Raw genomic sequence first — 15,620 nt, 5'->3', positions numbered from 1 at the left:
CCCGGGTCAGTCCCGGGACCTGCCCAGCCCGGTCGGCCAGGGTGCGCCGGCCGGGCGCAGGTCCGCCCAGCCGCCCGCCTTCGCGGCCTGCAGGGCGAGCACGCCGATGACGCTGCCCGGGTTGGCCAGCCGGCCCTCCAGCACGGCCCGGACCGCCTGCGCGAGCGGGACCCGCACCGGCACCAGGTCCTTCTCCTCGTCCTCGCGCACGTGCCGCTCGACCTCGGGGACCGCGGACAGCCCGCGCGCCAGGTAGATGCGGTTGGCCTCGCTCGAGCCGCCCGGGGAGTTGAACCAGTCCGCCACGACGGCCCAGTCGGCGGCGACCAGGTCGGCCTCCTCGGCCAGTTCCCGCTGCGCCGCGAGCAGGGGCTCCTCCCCCGCCACGTCGAGCAGACCGGCCGGCAGTTCCCACAGCTCCCGGCGCACGGGGTGCCGGTACTGGCGGACGAACAGGACGTTCTCGTCCTCGTCGAGGGCCAGGACGGTCACCGCGCCGGGGTGGCGCTGCAGGTCGCGCACGACGGTCCCGCCGTCCGGCAGCTCCACCCGCTCGCGCACGACGTCCCAGACCCGGCCGTGGAAGACGGTCTCGCTCTCGGACACCGTCCGCTGCACGGGGGCGTCGGCGAGGTCCGCCCCGTCGAGGACGGGGACACCGAGCTCCTCGGGGAAGCTCACGAGGTCACGTCCGAGAGTTCCTCACCCGTCACGTCGTCGGCCACGTCACCGGCCACGTCGGCCGGTTCGGGGTCGACGTCGATGAGCTGCTCCTCGCGCTGGCGGCGCAGGGCGGCGGCGACGAGGCCGGAGAACAACGGGTGCGAGCGCGTGGGACGGGACTTGAACTCCGGGTGGGCCTGGGTGCCCACGTAGTACGGGTGCACGTCGGCGGGCAGCTCGACGAACTCGACGAGTTCGCGGTCCGGGGACGTGCCGGAGAACACCAGGCCCTGCGCCGTCAGCTGCTCGCGGTAGGTGTTGTTCACCTCGTAACGGTGCCGGTGGCGTTCGGAGATGCGTTCGCTGCCGTACGTGGCGGCCACGACCGAACCGCTCTGCAGGACGGCCTCGTAGGACCCCAGGCGCATCGTGCCGCCCATGTCGCCCTCGCCGGAGACGATCTCGCGCTGCTCGGCCATCGTGGCGATGACGGGGTGCTGCGCGTCGGGTTCGAACTCCGTGGAGCTCGCGTCGGCCAGACCGGCCACGTTGCGGGCGTACTCGATGACCATGCACTGCAGGCCCAGGCACAGCCCCAGGGTCGGCACGCCGTTCTCCCGCGTCCAGCGCAGGGCGCCGAGCTTGCCCTCGATGCCGCGCACGCCGAAACCACCCGGGACGCAGACCGCGTCCACCCCGTGCAGCTGCTTCTGCGCCCCTTCGGGGGTGGCGCACTCGTCGGAGGCGACCCAGCGGACGTCGACCTTGGCGTCTTCGGCGAACCCCCCGGCGCGCAACGCCTCGGTCACCGACAGGTAGGCGTCGGGGAGGTCGATGTACTTGCCCACGAGGGCGATCTCGACGCGGCGACGCGGGTTGTGCACGCGGCGCAGCAGGTCGTCCCACGTGGACCAGTCCACGTCGCGGAAGCTGAGGTTCAGCTTCCGCACGAGGTAGGCGTCCAGGCCCTCGCGGTGGAGCACCTTCGGGATGTCGTAGATCGAGGGGGCGTCGATCGCGGCGACCACGGCCTCGTCGTCCACGTCGCACATCGAGGCGATCTTGCGCTTGACGCCCTCGGGGATCTCCCGGTCGGCGCGGCAGACGATGGCGTCGGGCTGGATGCCGATGTTGCGCAGCTGGGCGACGGAGTGCTGCGTCGGCTTGGTCTTCAGCTCACCGCTGGGGCCGATGTACGGCACGAGCGAGACGTGGACGAAGAACACGTTGTCGCGACCCAGGCGCTGGCGGACCTGGCGGGCGGCCTCCAGGAACGGCAGCGACTCGATGTCGCCGACGGTGCCGCCGACCTCGGTGATGATGACGTCGATGTCGTCGCGGGCCTGCGCGCGCATCCGGTCGACGATCTCGTTGGTGATGTGCGGGATGACCTGGACGGTGTCGCCGAGGTACTCCCCGCGCCGCTCCTTGGCGATGACCGCGGAGTACACCTGACCGGTGGTGACGTTCGCCGAGGCGTCGAAGCGGACGTCGAGGAAGCGCTCGTAGTGGCCGATGTCGAGGTCGGTCTCGGCGCCGTCGTCGGTGACGAACACCTCACCGTGCTGGAACGGGTTCATCGTCCCGGGGTCGACGTTGAGGTACGGGTCGAGCTTCTGCATCGCCACGCGCAGACCGCGCGCCCGGAGCAGACGACCGAGGCTGGAGGCCGTCAGACCCTTCCCGAGGGAGCTGGCCACCCCCCCGGTGACGAAGACGTGCTGGGTCTGGGACTCGGGGGTGCTGCGGTTCGCCACGGGGTTCGATCGTACCGGACGTCGGGAGGGTCCGGGGGGGGCGTGCTGCCCGGCGAGCCCCTCAGCCCCGCGCGGCCCGGTGGACCCGGCGGACCTGGGCGACCGCGTCCTCCTGCGTCGGCAGGCCCGCCGCGCGCTGGCGCGAGCGCTCGGCCCGCACCTCGCGCTCGGTGCGGTCCTGCACGAGCCGGCGCACGGCGGCCGCGAGCCCGGCCGCGTCCCCGACGGGCAGGAGCACGGCGGCCTCCCCCGTCACCTCGCGGGTCCCGCCGGCGTCGGTGGCGACGAGCGGCACCCCGGCCCGCAGCGCCTCCTGCACGAACACGGGCTGGCCCTCCCAGACGCTCGTGCTGAGGGCGACGTCGGCGGCGGCGAGCAGGTCGGCCACGTCGTCGCGACGGCCGAGCAGGCGCACGGGCAGGCCCCCGCCCCGGATCCTGTCCGCCAGCTCGGCGCGCAGCGGGCCGTCCCCCGCGACCACCACGCGCGCGCCCGTGCCGGCGGCGGCCTCGAGCAGCGTGCCCAGCCCCTTCTGCGGCGCCAGCCGGGCCACCGCCAGGACGACCGGCCCGGGTCCCAGGGCCTCCCGGCCCCGGACGGGGTCCCCCGGGGGCAGCGCGGGGGCGGGCACGAGCGCCCGGTCGGCGACGGCGGCGCCGAGGCGGTGGGCCTGGGCGACGAGGTCCCCGCAGACGCCCAGGACCACGTCCGCCCGCCGGCACACGACACCGAGCACGGCGGTGCCCAGCCGTGCCCGGGGGCCCGACCCGAGGACGGCGTTGTGCAGGGTGACGACCAGGGGCACCCGCCGGCCGGTGCCGCCCAGGGCGAGGGCGGCGACGAAGCCGGCCCGGACCCCGTGGGCGTGCACGAGGACCCCCGGGACGCGGGAGAGCGCGCGCCGCAGGGCGGCGGCGGCCCGCAGGTCGCGCACGGGGTCGAGGGAGGCCCCGATCTCGACGGTCGTCGTGGGCACGGGGGCCTGCAGGCGGGCCAGGGTCCCGGCGGGTCCGGCGACGCGGACGTCGACCCCGTCGGCGTGCAGCCGGGCGGCCAGCGCGCCGACGTGGCGGACGACGCCCCCGGCGCTGCTGCCCAGGACGAACAGGACGGGGCCCTCGGGCGCCGCAGGGGTCACGTCTCCTCCTCGGGTCACCGGCGGACCACCCGCCGGGCGGTACCGGTCAGCGCGCGCAGGTCGGTGGGGGCCGCCAGGCGCGCGACGACGAGCCAGACGGCCCCGGCGAGCGCGGCCAGCAGGACCCCCTGACCGACGGCGAGCGCCACGTGCGTCGTCCGCCAGACCAGGCCGACGAGGGCGCCGGCCGCTCCCCCGGCGAGGGCCGCGAGCACGGCGGCGACCGCGACGCGGGGCAGCCCGTCGAGGGCGCCGGGGGCGTGCCCGCGCACCTGCCGCAGCAGCAGCCCCCCGGCGACCGTGAGCCCCGCGGCGTGGGCGAGCGCCAGCGCCGAGACCACGTGGTCGGCGGGCACCGCGTGCGGCAGGAGCAGCACGCCGGCCAGGACCACGACCCAGCCGGTGACCGTCGAGACCGCCGCGCTGCGGCCGGCGCCGATCGCGTAGAGGGCGCGGGTGAGCAGCGCCACCAGGCCGTACCCGAGCAGCCCGGGCGCGAACAGGACCAGGGCCAGGCCCAGGTCGCCCGAGCGACCGGACCCGACCCGGCCGTGGACGAAGACGACGGCCACCGGTACCGCGACGGCCGCCAGGACGGCCCCGCCGAGGGAGCTGACGAGCAGGACCGCCCGGACGGCGGGGGCGAGGACGCCGGCGAGCTCGCCGCGGCCGGCGTCGGCCGCCCGGGCCAGGCGCGGGAAGACGGCCGTCGCCACCGGGACCGCGAGCACGGCGTACGGCAGCAGGAACAGCGCCCACGCGTAGCTCCAGCGGTTCACCGCACCGGCCGAGGCGTCGTTGGAGGTGGCGGTGACGGCCACCGTGACGACCTGCTGGGCCAGGAGCACCGCCAGGCCGGACAGGGCCAGGGAGCGCAACCGGGCGCCGTCGCCGGCGGCCGGGCGCAGGGCCGGGCGCCAGCGCACCGGGCCGCGCAGCGCGGGCAGGTGGGTCAGCGCGAGAGCCAGCACCCCGAGGGTCGTGCCGCCGGCCAGGACGGCGGTGCCCGAGGCCGGGACGCCGGCCAGGTCACCCTCGACGACGGCGGGTGGGACCAGGGCGCCGAACAGCAGGTAGGTCGCCCCGACGACCAGGCTGGAGACGAGCGGGGCGGCCGCCGGGGCGGTGAACCGCTGCTGGGCCTGCAGGACGCCGGCGAGGACGACGGCGACCGCGTAGAGCGGGACCTGCGGCAGGAACACCCAGAGCATCACCGTGGCCAGCCGCAGCAGCGACCCGCCGCACTGCGCGTCGGAGCCGTCGGCCAGCAGCAGGGCCATGACGGGGCGGGCGGCCAGCGCCGTGACGGCACCGACCACGACGAGCGCCAGGACGCTGAGGGTCAGGGCGGCCGATGCCGTCCGGGACGCCGCGGCGCGTTCGGCGGGGTCCTCGGAGGCCAGGCGCGTGGACAGCAGGGGCACGAGGACACCCGCGAGAGCGCCACCGGCGACGACCTCGAACAGGACGTTCGGCACCTGGTTGGCCGTCGTGTACGCCGTGCCGAGGCAGTTGTCCCCGACGGTCTGGCTGAAGGCGAGGATGCGTCCGAACCCGGCGATCCGGGCGAGGGCGGTCAGGAGCGCGACGGAGGCGGCCGCCGCCGCGACGGACCGGGCGCCGCCCCCGCGGGGGGTCACCCGCGCCTCACGGACGGCCGAGCCGGTCCAGCTCGCGCAGCAGCGGCTGCGCCTCGATGAGCCGGCTGAAGCTCACCTTCTCCGAGGCCAGCGTCAGGGCCACGACGGCACCGAGGGCCACGGCGCGCCCGGTGCGTCCCCACCGCGCCAGGGCGGCGACCCCGAGGACGGCGCCCAGGGCGTTCGCGCCCGTGTCCCCGAGCATGCTGCGGCCGGCGAGGTCGTCCCGCAGGACGACGGCGCAGGCCCCCGCGACGGCGCCGGCCAGCGGCCGGGCGTCCGCGGCGCCCGGGCCGGCGGACAGGGACAGCGCGGCGACCGCGGCGACCTTCGCGGCCCGCCCGGGCCGCAGGTCGAAGAGGTTGACGAGGTTGGCGGCCCCGGCGACGAGCGCACCACCGACGAGGACGTCGAGCGCACGGGCCGGGCCGCGCCCGCTCGTGCGGGGCCCGTCGGCGACGGCGGCGGCCGCGAGCCCGGTCGCCCCGATGCCGAGCACCTTCCAGGCCCCCGTCGTGAGCCGGCCCCGCTGCAGCGCCGCGAGGTGCCCCCGCAGGCCGCGGGCCCCGCCCGAGCGGTCCTCGGGACGTTCGACGAGGTCGTCGAGCGCACCGAGACCGGCGGCCCCGGCGGCGGCCAGCACGCCCGCGGCGCGCCGGCCGGGACGGGCGGCCAGACAGCCCACGGCCACGGCCAGCGCCGCCGTGGGGCCTTCCAGCAGGGTCAGCGGACGCCCGGCGTGGTTGGTCCGTTCCCAGCGGTCGGCCCCACCCGGGGGGTTGCGGCGCAGCAGGTCCCCGGCACGGGCCCCGGCCGCGACCGCTCCCCCGACGGCGACCGCGGACCGCAGCGGCGCCGTCACGACGCGCTCGGCGTGGCGGGCAGCGGAGGACTGACCCCGGTGGCCGAGTCGGCCGTGCCGTACTGGCCGGCACCACCGGTGAGCTGCTGGCGCAGGGCCAGGACGACGTTGACGCGGCCGATGGGCGAGTCCAGGTCGTCGACGCCGCTGACGCTGCCGGCCAGGTCGTCGTCGGAGCGCAGGACCGCGACCGGTCCTGCCTGCGCCGCGGACTCCTCCGGCCCGGCGAGGACCGCTCCGGCGCTCGCGGCGTCCAGCTCGCGCAGCAGGGCCGTCCAGGCGTCCGCGGTCGAGCTGCGCACCGCGTCGGTGGCGTCGGTGTCCCCCGCTCCGCCCACGACGAGCGCGAGGGTCGCCCGGGTGGGGGCGGTGCCCGCCCCGCCCTGCACCTCGAGCAGGCCCGCGTCCGACAGCGTGGTGAGCACCGTCCCCCCCTGGTCGTCGGCCTCCTCGGCCTGGGCCAGTTCGGTCGTCACGAGGGCGCCGGCGAGCGCGGCGGCGAGGAGGTCCTCGGTGCCGGCGTCGGCGTCCGGGGCGGTGGGGAGCTGGTCGGCCAGCGCGGCCGCGACCCGCTGGCGGTCGGCCGCGGCGGTCTGGCTGCCGGCGAACCACTCCTCCTGCAACGTGACCTCCGAGGCGACGGTCGCCCCGGCCGCCTGCAGCTGACCGACGGTCGCGTCGACCTGGCTGGAGTCGGCTCCCGGCAGCAGCACGACGGCCACGCTGCGTCCACCGAGCTGGCGCGCCACGAGGGCCGGGCCGACGGCCTCGGCCCAGGCGTCCTGGGCATCGACCGTCGCGAGCGCCTCGTCCCGTTCGGCACGCAGCGCGTTCTTCTCGGTCGTCAGCTGCCGGACCTGGTCGGTGATGCCCGTGGAGATGCCCTCGTTGAGCGGCCCGGCACCGAGGACGATGCCGACCGCGAGGGCGAGGAACACCGACACCAGCGAGACCACGTGGTACCGGAAGTCGATCACTGCTCATCCTGTCGTTCGCTGGTGCGGGCGGGGGCGGTCGCGCCGGTCACGGCCCGTCGCCGGGCAGGAGGCCCACGACGGCCGCCCACGCGTCCTCGATCCGTGCCCCGGTGACGGCGAGGATCGCCTGGCCGGTGGGGGTGACGAGCAGCGCGGCGACGAGGGCGAGGACCCCCGCGAGGACCAGGACGAGGACCTGCACGTCGGACACGCGCGAGCGGTACAGCCGGGAGACGCCCTTGGCGTCGACGAGCTTGCCCCCGACCCGCAGGCGGGTCAGGAAGGTGCTGGCCATGCCGGCCCGGCCCTTGTCGAGGAACTCCACGAGGGTGACGTGGGTGCCGACGGCCGCGATGAGCGTGGCGCCCTTGTCGTCGGCCAGGAGCATCGCGACGTCCTCGCTCGTGCCGGTCGCGGGGAAGACGACCGCGTCGATGCCGAGGGAACGGACCCGTTCGAGCCCGGGGGCGCGACCGTCGCGGTAGGCGTGCACGACGATCTCGGCCCCGCTGCGCAGGGCCGAGTCCGAGACCGAGTCCATGTCCCCGACGATGAGGTCCGGCTTCCAGCCCGCCTCGAGGATCGCGTCCGCCCCGCCGTCGACACCGATGAGCACGGGCTTGTACTCGCGCACGTACGGACGCAGCGTGACGAGGTCCTCCTTGTAGTGGTACCCGCGCACCACGATGAGGACGTGCCGGCCGTCGAGGTCGGTGCGGATGTCGGGGACGCCGACGCCGTCGAGCAGCAGCTCCCGCTCGCGCCGCAGGTACTCCATGGTGTTGGCCGCGAACGCCTCCAGCTGCAGGGACAGCCCGGCGCGGGCGACCTCCATGTCCGCCGCCACGGCGTCCGCGCTGAGCCGCCGCCCGGTGGCGACGTCGGCGCCGCCGACCTGCAGGCGGTCCCCGACCAGCGCTGCCGCCGTCCCCTCGGTCAGCTCCGTCATCAGCTCGGTGCCGACGTCGTCCAGGACGGGGATGCCGGCGTCGACGAGGATGCCCGGACCGAGGTTCGGGTAGCGGCCCGAGGTGCTGCGGGAGGCGTTGACGACGGCGGCGGGCGCGCACGCCACGAGCGCCTCCGCCGACACGCGGTCGAGGTCGAGGTGGTCGATGACGGCGATGTCACCCGGTTTGAGCCGCTTCGTCAGGCGCTTGGTGCGCCGGTCGACGCGCACCGTCCCGCGGACGACGTCGGTGCCGAGCGGGCCGCCGGTGGACCCGGGCGCGCTGACGCCTCGGTCGCGTCGACGCTTCACCACTCGCCCGTTCCCCTCAGCTTCCTGCCGGTCAGCTCCCTGCCCGTCAGCTCCGCGCTCGTCGTGCCCCGCCGGAGCCCGGGGCGGACGTCGATCGTCCCACGCGAGCGGCACTGCCCCGCGCCGCACGCGCCGGACGGGCACGCCCACCACGAGTCGTCGACGGCTCGGCCACGACCTCCTCACGGCTCGACCGCAGGAGCTCCTCGGCGTGCGCGCGCTCCGTCCCGGACCCGCGGCCGGACAGCATCCGGGCCAGCTCCCCCACCCGGCCGTCGTCGTCGAGGCGGACGACCCCGGACTCGGTCACGCTGCCGTCGTCGGTCTTGACGACCGTCAGGTGGGTGTCGGCGAAGGCGGCCACCTGGGCGAGGTGCGTCACGACGACGACCTGGGTGGTGCGCGCCAGCCGGGCCAGGCGGCGGCCGATCTCCACGGCCGCGCGGCCCCCGACACCGGCGTCCACCTCGTCGAAGACCATCGTGGGCACCGGGTCCGCCCCGGCGAGCACCACCTCCAGGGCCAGCATGACGCGGGAGAGCTCGCCGCCGGAGGCCCCGCGCGCCAACGGGCGCGGCGCGGCACCGGAGTGGGCGGCGAGGAGGAGCTCGACGCCGTCGCACCCCCGGGGGCCCAGCTCGTGGCCGGTGTGGACGGCCACCTCGAGCCGGGCGCTGGGCATCGCCAGGGCGGCCAGCTCGGTCGCGACGCGCTCCTGCAGGTCGGCGGCCGCGGCGCGACGGGCGGCGCTCAGGCGCGCCGCGAGCCGGCGCAGCTCGTCCTCCAGCCCGTCGCGCTCCCCGGCCAGGGCCTGCAGCCGGCCGTCGTCGTCGAGGTCGAGCAACCGCTCCGAGGCCCTCCGGGCCCAGGCGAGCACGCCCGCCACACCGGCCCCGGGATCGTCGGCGTGCCGGCGCACCAGCGCGACGAGCTGCGCGCGCCGCTCCTGGACCACCTGCAGCCGCACCGGGTCGGCCTCCAACGACCCCCCGTACGCCGCGACGTCGGTGCCGAGGTCGGCGAGCAGGTAGGAGACCTCCGCGGCCCGCGCGGCCAGGTCCGCCAGGGTGGCGTCGTGCTCACCCGCCTGCTCGAGAGCACGGCGGGCCGCGTCGACGCGGGTGTCCGCGCCGCCCTCACCCACACCGACCTCGCCCGCCCCCTGGCCGGTGATCGCCTCGTGAGCCGCCGCCGCTGCCGCGCGCAGCACCTCCACGTGGGCCAGGCGCTCGGACTCCTCGCGCAGCGCGGTGTCCTCCTCCGGCTGCGGGTCCACCCGTTCGACCTCGTCCAGGCCCAACCGCAGGAGCTCGGCCTCGCGGGCACGTTCGGCGGAGTGGCCGGCCACGTGGTCGTGCTCGGCACTGACGGCCCGCCACCGGTCGTGCACGCGCTGGTAGGTGGCGAGATCGGCGGCGACGACCGGACCGGCGAAGGCGTCGAGCACCCGCAGCTGCTGCACGCCGGACCGCAGCCGGAGCTGGTCGGTCTGCCCGTGCACGGCGATGAGGTGCTCGGAGATCTCGGCCAGCACCCCCACGGGCGCGCTGCGGCCACCGACGTGCGCCCGGCTGCGCCCGGCCGTGGACAGGGTGCGCGCGAGCAGCAGCTCGCCCTGGTCGACCTCGCCGCCGGCCTCCCGGGTGCGCGCCGCGACCGGCCCGCCCTCGGCCACCTGCAGGCGGCCTTCGACGACGGCGGACTCCTCGCCGGCACGGACCGCCCCGGCGTCGGCGCGCTCCCCCATGAGGAGGCCGAGGCCGGTCACCACCATCGTCTTGCCGGCACCGGTCTCACCGGTGATGACGGTGAGCCCGGGCCCCAGCGGCAACCGCGCGTCCCGGATGACCCCGAGCGAGCGGATGCGCATCTCCTCGATCACGGCCGCCCTCCCCCGGACCCGCGCGGACCCTGCGGTTCCCGCGGGCCCCGCCACCCCGTGACCGGCAGGCCGAACTTGGCCACGAGCCGGTCGGTGAAGATGCCGGTGCTCAACCGCGCCAGCCGGATGGTCTGCTCCGAGCGCCGGACCTCGACGCGAGCCCCCGCGGGAGCGGTGAACGTGCGGCGGCCGTCGCACCACAGCACGCCCCCGTCGCCCACCCCGGGCAGCACCTCGACGCCGACGACCGACGTGGGGGCGATGACCAGGGGGCGGGCGAAGAGCGCGTGGGCGCTGATCGGCACGACGAGCAGCGCCTCGACCTCGGGCCAGACCACCGGCCCGCCGGCGGAGAAGGCGTAGGCGGTCGAGCCGGTCGGGGTGGCGGCGATGACGCCGTCCCCGCCGAAACTGCTCAGGGGCCGCCCGTCGACGTCGACGACGAGTTCGAGCATGCGCTCGCGGTTCGCCTTCTCGACCGACACCTCGTTGACGGCCCAGGACGACGCGAGGACGGTGCCGTCGTGCACGACCCGCACGTCCAGCGTCATGCGCTCCTCGACCCGGTAGTCGCCGGCCGCCACGCGGGCGACCGTCCCGACGACCTCCTCGCGCTCGGCCTCGGCGAGGAAGCCGACGTGCCCCAGGTTCACACCGAGCAGCGGGGTGTCGCTGCCCCGGACGATCTCCGCCGCCCGCAGGATCGTCCCGTCGCCGCCGAGCACGATGACGAGCTCAGCCGTGTCGACCGCACCCTCGAGCTCGCACTGCACGACGAGGTCCCTGTCGGCCCGCGTGAGCGCCGAGGCCTCGTCCGGGGTCATGACGGTCCGGATGCCGGCCTCTTCGAAGCGGTGGACGACCTCCGTCAGGGCGCTCACGGCTTCGGGCCGGCCGGTGTGCGCCAGGACGAGGACGCTGCGCGCGGCCGCGGGCACGTCCGCGGCCGCCTGGTCGGCGCTCACGCCAGCCCCGCCTGCGGACCCTCGGCGATGGCCGCGGTCAGCAGCTCCTCCTGCAGCGGGGGTGCTCCCGCAGCGAGGTGCAGGAAGTACTCGACGTTGCCGCTGGGGCCGGGCAGCGGGCTGGCCGTGACCCCTCGCACGCCGAGCCCCCCGTCGAGGGCGGCCGCGGCGACCTGGCGGACGGCGTCGGCGCGCAGCGCGGCGTCGCGGACGACACCGCCCGCACCCAGCGCCTCGCGCCCGACCTCGAACTGGGGTTTGACCATGAGGACGTGCTCCGCGTCGGGTGCCGCGCACCCGGTCAGCGCCGGCAGGACGAGCGTGAGGGAGATGAAGGAGAGGTCGGCGACCACCAGCGACGGCGCCGGGGCCACGACCTGCGGGGCCAGCGTCCGGACGTTCGTCCGCTCGAGGACGGTCACCCGGTCGTCCGTGCGCAGCGACCAGGCGATCTGCCCGTAGCCGACGTCGACGGCGACGACGTGCCCCGCGCCGCGGCGCAGGAGGACGTCGGTGAAGCCTCCCGTGCTGGCACCGGCGTCCAGGCAGCGACGGCCCGCGACGTCGACGCCGAACGCGTCGAGCGCTCCGACGAGCTTGTGCGCCCCGCGCGAGACGTACTCGTCCGCCTCGCCGACGTCCTCGACGACGATGGCGGCCGCGAGGTCGACCTGGGTGGCCGGCTTCGCCGCCTTGGCCCCGCCGACGCGCACGCGGCCGGCGCCCACCAGTTCCCCGGCGTGCTCGCGGGACCGGGCCAGCCCTCGTCGGACCAGCTCGGCGTCGAGCCGGAGCCTGCGGACGGCCACGTCAGGCCTCCGCGCCGGCCAGTCGTTCCCGCAGGGCGCGGTCGACGGCGGCGTAGACCTCGACGTGGTCGTGGACGGCCAGGCCGTCCAACCCGTCGAGACGGGTGAGGACGTCCTGCAGCGCGCGGTCGTGCTCCGGGGCGGTGCCACCCTCGGACCGGACCGCGCCGGGGACGCGGGGAGGGGTGGGCACGGGACTCCTCTGGCCCACGGGTTCAGTCACGGGCGTCACGGTACAAGCCGTCCCCGACATCGCCCGGCAGGCCGTCCACACCACCCGCGTCCGGTCCCCGGTCCGGCCGGTGCCCGCCTCGCCAGCGGGTGGGTCCTCAGCCGGCGGCGGTGAGCGAGGTGACCGCGTCGGCCAGCGCGTCCCCGGTCAGCGCAGCACCCGCGTCGGCGGCGGCCCAGACCGCCGAGGCCGCCGCCCGCAGCACGTCCAGGCCGTCGGGTCCCGCGCCGCACGCCCCGGTGCCGAGCCGGCCGTCCTGGACGCGCACGACGGCGTCGCGGCACGTGGCCACCACCTCCTCACCTGCGGTGCCCCCCTGGACGGTCACCTCCACCGCCGGGTGGACGTCACCGAGCGACCGCAGGTCGCGTCCGACGTGCGTCGGCCGCTCGTGCGCCGCAGCGGCCAGCAGCTCCCGCACGCCGGTCACCCCGGTCAGGACGAGCAGGCCGTCGAGCCCGGCGGTGCGGGCCCCCTGCAGGTCGGTGTCGAGGCGGTCACCCACGACGAGCGCCCGGCGGGCCCCCAGGCGCGCGACGGCGGCGTCGAAGAGAGCACGTTCCGGCTTGCCGCACACGACGTCGGGCCCGCGGCCCGCGGCACGCGCGACGAGATCGACGAGCAGACCGTTCCCGGGCGCCGGGCCGCCCGGTGTGGGCACGGTGGCGTCGAGGTTCGTGGCCACCCACGGCACGCCGGAACGCACGGCGTGCGTGGCCTCGGCGAGCTGCTGCCAGCCGAGGTCGGGGGAGAACCCCTGGACGACGGCGACCGCCTCGTGGCGGTCCTCCGTCGGACGCAGCCCCGCTCCGGTCAGCGCCTCGCGCAGCCCGGTGGTGCCGACGAGGAGGACGGGTGACCCCGCCGGCAGCTCGCGCGCGAGGTGGTCCGCGGCGGCCTGGGCCGAGTTCACGACGTCCTCGTCGGCCGCGGGGACGCCGAGGTCGCGCAGGTGCGCCGCCACCGTCGCAGGCGGGCGGGAGGCGTTGTTCGTGATGAAACCGAGGCGGTGCCCGGCGTCGACGGCCCCCCGCAGGGCCTCCGGGGCGTGCGGCACCGCGTCGGGCCCCACGTAGACGACGCCGTCGAGGTCGAGCAGGAGGACGTCGTGGTCCTCCAGCAGCGTTCCCGTGCTCGCGTGGAGGTGGGCGGTCTGGGGGGCGGTCACGAGGTCTCCGGGCTCTGCCGCGCCCGGATGGTGGCGCGGACCTGTCGCAGGCGGTCGGCGTACTCCGGCCGGTCCGGGCGCATGGCGTGGGCCATGGCCAGGTGCTCGGCCGCCAGCCCGAACCGTCCGAGGCGGCTGAGGCTGAGCCCCAGACCGAAGTGAGCGTAGTCGTCGGCCGGACGAGCGCCCGCGAGCTCCCGGAAGGACTCCGCCGCTCCCGGGATGTCGCCCGAGTCGTACCGGGCCCGGGCGAGGGCCTCCAGCACGACGGTGGACGCCGGTTCCTCGGCGTGGGCTCGCGCCAGGAGCGTGGCCGCCGCGGCCGCCTCCCCAGCGGCGAGCAGCGACAGACCGCGCTGGAGCCACTCGTAGGGTCCTCCGGATGGTCGGCCGGGCTCTTCCGGGCCGGGCACGGTGCCTCCTCGCGGGGTCGGGGTCGGGGGGCGACAGGCGGTCGGGCCGCCGGTCCTCCCGACCGTAGGATGCGACGGGTGGACCCAGCACGCACGGGGGCGCGCGCCCCAGCGGGTGGGCTGCAGGACCTCACCGCACGCGATCACCTCGAGGACGTCGCCCGGCAGACCGGTGGAGCGCTCCTGAGCCCGTTCCCCGGGTTGCGTTACGACCCGGACGTCGCCGGACCGCTGGGGCGTTTGCTGGCGCCACCGCACACGGAGCTCGACAAGGCCCGGCGCACCGCGTTCCTGGCTTCTTCACCGTACGTCGTCACCCACCTCGAACGACCCGAGCAGGGGACGGGCTCGACCGCTCCCCTCGTGCTCGACTGGTTGGACCGCGGGGTGCTCGTGCAGGACCCGAGCTCCCTCTACGTCGTGCGACAACGGGACGCCCTCAGCGTCCGGCACTTCCTCCTCGCGAGGCTGACCGTCACCCCCGGCGATGCGCGCGTCCAGCCCCACGAGGGGGTGTTCGACCTGGCGGTCACCGCTCGTCTGCAGCGCCTGGAGGCGACGCGGGTCGACTCCGAGCCCGTGCTCGTCGTCGACAGCGACCCGTGGCCCGTCGCCTGGACGCAGCCCGAGGGTCTCGGGGACCTCGTGGCGCGGTCCCAGGAAGCCGGCGTCGACGTCTGGCGGATCCGCGCTCCGGACGTCGTGGCCAGCCTGGTGGAGGCGTCACGGACGCACCGGCTCCTCATCGCGGACGGTCACCACCGGTACGCGGCCGCGGTGACGGCGGCGAGGGCGCAGGGCCGGCCCGCGGACCTGCTCGTCGCCGTCGCGGACGACAGCACCGAGCCGGTCGACCTCCGCGCGCTGCACCGGGTCCTGCCCGTGCCCGCCGCCGTCGCGGTGCTCGAGGGAGCACAGCGACGGCGGGCACTGGCGGACGCTTCCGCCTCGGCGTTGCACCGGGCTCAGAAGGCCCTCGGAGCAGAACAGGCGATCGTCGTCCTGCCCACGGGTGCGCACGTGGTCGAGAGCGCCGGGGTCGGGGACGGCACCACCGGGGCGGGCGCCTGGGTGGACGCACTCGTCCGTGCCGGGGGAACCCCCGCCGAGGCCGTCCGCTACCAGGCCGATCTCGATGCCGCGCTCGATGCCGTGGGAGGCGCCGCCGCGGTGCTGCTACCGCACCCGACCGTGCCCGGGCTCACGCGACTCGTGCAGGGCAGCCGGCTCATGGGACGCAAGACGACGTCCTTCCGACCCAAACCGCTCGCCGGGACCGTGTTGCGCCTGCGGTGAGTGCAGGCGCCTGCTGTGGATCGGTGGGGGAACGCAGATGAGGGGAGCAGCACCACCCGCAGGCGGTGCCACTCCCCTCAACCACGTACTCACTCACCAAAGATGAGTGGCCGGCGGTGTCCTACTCTCCCACCCAGTCTCCCGAGCAGTACCATCAGCGCTGGCGGGCTTAGCTTCCGGGTTCGGAATGAGACCGGGCGTTTCCCCACCGCTATGACCACCGGACCACGAAGGCCAGGATCGACACACACAACCCCCGTCACCGAAGCAACCGAGACTGCGCAGGTTCTCTCCCGAGAACCACACAATGGACGCGAAACACCAGCAGTAGGTGTCATCGTCTGATCAGTCACCCGATCAGTAGATCTGTTCGTTCATGCTCGTGCACTCGCCGCACACACCCGCCATCGCCACCACAACTGTGATGCCGGCTGGTGCGTAGTAGACAAGCGATCGGCCTATTAGTACCGGTCAGCTCCACAACTCGCTAGTCGCTGCTTCCACACCCGGCCTATCAACCCCGTCATCTCCAGGGAGCCTCCCACCCCAAAGGGGCA

At 75.9% G+C, this 15,620-nt stretch carries 14 protein-coding genes and 2 rRNA genes; 1 reads left to right on the top strand and 15 read right to left on the bottom strand.

Annotation, left to right across the window (positions count from 1 at the left end; genetic code table 11):
• Window positions 1-6: 6 nt before the first annotated feature.
• From AB2L28_RS11375 to AB2L28_RS11315, 13 genes are all read right to left on the bottom strand, one after another.
• Window positions 7-681: an NUDIX domain-containing protein gene (locus AB2L28_RS11375; protein ID WP_370718887.1), complete on the bottom strand. Its 675-nt coding sequence runs from the start codon at window positions 679-681 to the stop codon at window positions 7-9.
• Window positions 678-2,420 carry a CTP synthase gene (pyrG, locus tag AB2L28_RS11370; RefSeq protein WP_370718885.1) on the bottom strand — a complete coding sequence of 581 codons (1,743 nt, stop codon included), beginning with the start codon at window positions 2,418-2,420 and terminating at the stop codon, window positions 678-680. Before pyrG ends, AB2L28_RS11375 begins: the two co-directional genes overlap by 4 nt.
• A 61-nt stretch (window positions 2,421-2,481) precedes the next feature.
• On the bottom strand, window positions 2,482-3,558 hold the full coding sequence (locus AB2L28_RS11365) for a glycosyltransferase family 4 protein (protein WP_370718884.1): 1,077 nt from the start codon (window positions 3,556-3,558) through the stop codon (window positions 2,482-2,484).
• Window positions 3,559-3,572: 14 nt separating this feature from the next.
• Window positions 3,573-5,198: a murein biosynthesis integral membrane protein MurJ gene (gene murJ, locus AB2L28_RS11360; RefSeq protein WP_370718883.1), complete on the bottom strand. Its 1,626-nt coding sequence runs from the start codon at window positions 5,196-5,198 to the stop codon at window positions 3,573-3,575.
• Window positions 5,199-5,205: 7 nt separating this feature from the next.
• Window positions 5,206-6,060: a hypothetical protein gene (locus tag AB2L28_RS11355; protein ID WP_370718881.1), complete on the bottom strand. Its 855-nt coding sequence runs from the start codon at window positions 6,058-6,060 to the stop codon at window positions 5,206-5,208.
• Window positions 6,057-7,037, bottom strand: a complete 981-nt coding sequence (locus tag AB2L28_RS11350; protein ID WP_370718880.1) for a copper transporter — start codon at window positions 7,035-7,037, stop codon at window positions 6,057-6,059. The genes AB2L28_RS11355 and AB2L28_RS11350 overlap by 4 nt, the downstream gene beginning before the upstream one ends.
• A gap of 46 nt (window positions 7,038-7,083) precedes the next feature.
• On the bottom strand, window positions 7,084-8,301 hold the full coding sequence (gene steA / locus AB2L28_RS11345) for a putative cytokinetic ring protein SteA (protein ID WP_370718879.1): 1,218 nt from the start codon (window positions 8,299-8,301) through the stop codon (window positions 7,084-7,086).
• 43 nt (window positions 8,302-8,344) lie between these two features.
• Window positions 8,345-10,180, bottom strand: coding sequence for a DNA repair protein RecN (recN, locus tag AB2L28_RS11340; protein ID WP_370718877.1), 1,836 nt, complete (start codon window positions 10,178-10,180; stop codon window positions 8,345-8,347).
• Window positions 10,177-11,145: an NAD kinase gene (locus AB2L28_RS11335; protein ID WP_370718875.1), complete on the bottom strand. Its 969-nt coding sequence runs from the start codon at window positions 11,143-11,145 to the stop codon at window positions 10,177-10,179. The genes recN and AB2L28_RS11335 overlap by 4 nt, the downstream gene beginning before the upstream one ends.
• Window positions 11,142-11,954 (bottom strand): TlyA family RNA methyltransferase, encoded by an 813-nt coding sequence (locus AB2L28_RS11330; protein ID WP_370718873.1) that lies wholly within the window; start codon window positions 11,952-11,954, stop codon window positions 11,142-11,144. Before AB2L28_RS11330 ends, AB2L28_RS11335 begins: the two co-directional genes overlap by 4 nt.
• Before the next feature lies 1 nt (window position 11,955).
• A complete protein-coding gene (locus tag AB2L28_RS11325) occupies window positions 11,956-12,147 on the bottom strand; it encodes a hypothetical protein (RefSeq protein ID WP_370718872.1) in 192 nt (63 codons plus the stop codon).
• Window positions 12,148-12,283: 136 nt separating this feature from the next.
• Complete coding sequence (locus AB2L28_RS11320) at window positions 12,284-13,354, bottom strand: HAD-IIA family hydrolase (protein WP_370718870.1); 1,071 nt, start codon at window positions 13,352-13,354, stop codon at window positions 12,284-12,286.
• The gene (locus tag AB2L28_RS11315) at window positions 13,351-13,767 is read right to left on the bottom strand and encodes a tetratricopeptide repeat protein (RefSeq protein WP_370718869.1); all 417 of its coding nucleotides are present in this window, start codon (window positions 13,765-13,767) and stop codon (window positions 13,351-13,353) included. The genes AB2L28_RS11320 and AB2L28_RS11315 overlap by 4 nt, the downstream gene beginning before the upstream one ends.
• A gap of 78 nt (window positions 13,768-13,845) precedes the next feature.
• Here AB2L28_RS11315 and AB2L28_RS11310 point away from each other — a divergent pair, with 78 nt between their 5' ends.
• Window positions 13,846-15,063: a DUF1015 family protein gene (locus AB2L28_RS11310; protein WP_370718867.1), complete on the top strand. Its 1,218-nt coding sequence runs from the start codon at window positions 13,846-13,848 to the stop codon at window positions 15,061-15,063.
• A gap of 108 nt (window positions 15,064-15,171) precedes the next feature.
• Here the strand turns inward: AB2L28_RS11310 and rrf are convergent.
• Together rrf and AB2L28_RS11300 are read right to left on the bottom strand one after the other, a co-directional pair.
• Window positions 15,172-15,288, bottom strand: a 5S ribosomal RNA gene (gene rrf / locus AB2L28_RS11305).
• Window positions 15,289-15,504: 216 nt separating this feature from the next.
• Window positions 15,505-15,620, bottom strand: a 23S ribosomal RNA gene (locus AB2L28_RS11300); the annotation flags it as partial.

This window comes from Kineococcus mangrovi (assembly GCF_041320705.1).
GTDB classification, from domain to species: Bacteria; Actinomycetota; Actinomycetes; order Actinomycetales; family Kineococcaceae; genus Kineococcus; species Kineococcus mangrovi.
This window is presented reverse-complemented; position numbering and strand designations above follow the sequence as displayed.